Source organism: Streptomyces sp. NPDC058470, assembly GCF_042721055.1.
GTDB lineage: Bacteria > Actinomycetota > Actinomycetes > Streptomycetales > Streptomycetaceae > Streptomyces.
Genome location: NZ_JBHXMF010000142.1, coordinates 1 through 2,340 on the forward strand (window position 1 = coordinate 1; position 2,340 = coordinate 2,340).

Genomic DNA, 2,340 nt, shown 5'->3' on the forward strand with positions numbered 1-2,340 from the left:
GGACGAGATCGACGCGCTCGGCGACTTCGGTGAACAGGGCGAAGTTGGTTCCTTCGCCGTCGAATACCGCGCCCAGTGGATAGGGGCGGCCGGTTCGGATACGCACGTGATCACGGTACGACGATCACGGCATCCGCGCCGTGGCGGGACCTGTGGTTGGCGACCACGGCCTCGTTGCCGTCACGGGACCTGCGGTCGGCTGCCACGGCGCCGCGCGGTTACAGAACCTGCGGTCGGCGACCGCGGCGACCGCGCCGTCAGGGGGATGTGGTTTACGACCACAACCTCCGTACCGTCGCGGGATCACTGGACGGCGACCACAACCTCCGTACCGTCGCGGGATCACTGGACGGCGACCGCTGGCTCGGTGTCGTCATGGGAGTCGATGAGCACGACTCCGGGGTGGTCGCGGGATCCGGCGAGCACCGGCACGGACAGGGCGCGAGGCATCCCGCGCGCCTCCCGCAGGCTGGGCGCGGGTGCCGGCGGCAGGAGCGGGGCGCGTTCGGCGGCCCGGGCCCGCCACGAGAACCAGATGATCTTGCCGCCGGCTCCGGTGGCGCAGCAGCCCCAGCCGTCGCTCAGAGCGGCGATCTGCGCGAGGCAGCCTTGTGGTGTGTTGTGCGGACGGATGTCCTGGTCGTTGTCCGACACGGCGGTGATGAGGTGCTGACCGTTCCACCACATCTCGATGGTCGTGTTCTTGTCCGCCGCGTGCTCCTCGATCGTATGGAGCAGCGCTTCGGCACAGTGACAGACGGACTCGACGAGATTCTCCAGGTTCCAGTACCGGAGGTGAGCGGCCAGAATGCGTCTGACCTGTCCTACCCGTTCCGGGCTGACCTCCACGTCGAGGTGGTAGTAGCAGGGCACTGCAGCTTTCATTGTCGTTGGCTCCTCACCGGCGAAGCTCCCGCTCCTCCTCGCCCCTGCGGGCCGAGCCCCGAACACGTAGCGTGAGCGTTGGTCGCTTCTGAGTCAGTACCAGAGTGGGAGTACTGCTCCATTCGTGCAACACGAGGCCGGCCTCGTGTTGTTGAAGAGCCAACAAGACGCTCGGTGTCTGCGCAGGCACCATGGGTGAGGGTGTCGATCTCCGTAACGGATCGGTGCCCCTGCGTGCACGGCCCTCACTCGCCATCCGGGCGAGCCGTGACGCGTTTGAGAGAGAGGGAAGGTGACCAGCGTGATGCTGCTGCCTGCCAAAGCCGAGGTCGCCAGGCATCTTGAGCGGTACCGGGCCTGGGAACGTCTGCTGCTCGCGGCCCCCGCCGACCACACGGTGCGGGGCAACTTCGAGAACACGGGATACACGCTGTGCGTGCTGATGGGCAAGCGCTGCGCGCGCGAGGCCGCGGACGCCGCCGAGCACTATCTGCGTGCCGCTTCGTCGCTGGCGAGGGCGCGAGGTGCCCAGGGCCGGGGGCCGAGCCGGACGGTGGGCCAGTGCCCCTGAGCGCTCCGAGGCGTCGGGGCGTTCCGACGCGGATCTGAAACCGCAGGCTGGGCGAGAGGACGGCGGAGGCGAATACCCATGGACGTTAATCCGGACAGCGGCCGTATCCCGACCGTGGATGTCGGCGCGCTCGACATCCCGACCAGGGAAGGCCGCTCGTTCAATGTGCCGATCAGGGGTACGCGCTCGGCCTCCGTACCGGTCGGAGACGCCCGCTCGGCCTCCGTCCCAGCCGTAGCGGTGCCTGTTGCGGATGCCCACGCTGTCGGCATCCCGGTCATGGACGTCCACCCGGTCGTCGAGTGCGGCAGGCGGCCGGCCAAGGCGGTGTGCGGCGAGACCTTCCAGGTCACGGCGACCCTCTTCGGCGAGGGCCATGACGCGGTCGCCGCCAATGTCGTCCTGTGCGACCCGAGCGGCCGCCCGGGGCCGTGGACCCCGATGCGCGAGCTGGCCCCCGGCACCGACCGCTGGGGCGCCGACGTCACGCCGGGAGAAATGGGCCACTGGACCTACCTGGTGGAGGCCTGGCGCGATCCCTTGGCCGCCTGGCGCCGCGCCGCCGGGATCAAGGTTCCGGCCGGTATCGACTCCGGGCTGATGCTGGAGGAGGGCGCCGAGCTGTACGAGCGGGCCGCCGTCGGCATCCCGGAAGCGGCCGGCCGGGGCGTGGTGCTCGCCGCCGCGAACGCCCTGCGCGACGAGTCCCGTCCGCCGACCGACCGTCTCGCGGCCGCCCTCACCCCGGCGGCGGACGCCGTCCTCGCGGAGCACCCGCTGCGTGAACGGGTCTCCCGTTCCCTGCCGTTGCCCCTGCTCGTCGAGCGGAAGCGGGCCCTGTACGGCTCCTGGTACGAGTTCTTCCCGCGCTCCGAGGGCACGCC

The 2,340-nt window shown here is 70.1% G+C and carries 3 protein-coding genes; 2 read left to right on the top strand and 1 reads right to left on the bottom strand.

The genetic code is table 11. From position 1 onward, the window contains the following. Positions 1-342: 342 nt before the first annotated feature. On the bottom strand, positions 343-885 hold the full coding sequence (locus ACFWP7_RS42525) for a pep a2 (RefSeq protein WP_384394005.1): 543 nt from the start codon (positions 883-885) through the stop codon (positions 343-345). A 304-nt stretch (positions 886-1,189) separates the two neighbouring features. Here ACFWP7_RS42525 and ACFWP7_RS42530 point away from each other — a divergent pair, with 304 nt between their 5' ends. Both ACFWP7_RS42530 and ACFWP7_RS42535 read left to right on the top strand, forming a co-directional pair. Then, on the top strand, positions 1,190-1,456 hold the full coding sequence (locus ACFWP7_RS42530) for a DUF5133 domain-containing protein (protein ID WP_384394008.1): 267 nt from the start codon (positions 1,190-1,192) through the stop codon (positions 1,454-1,456). Between the two features lie 279 nt (positions 1,457-1,735). Next, on the top strand, positions 1,736-2,340 hold a 605-nt coding region (locus tag ACFWP7_RS42535; protein ID WP_384394010.1), incomplete at its 3' end, for a maltotransferase domain-containing protein.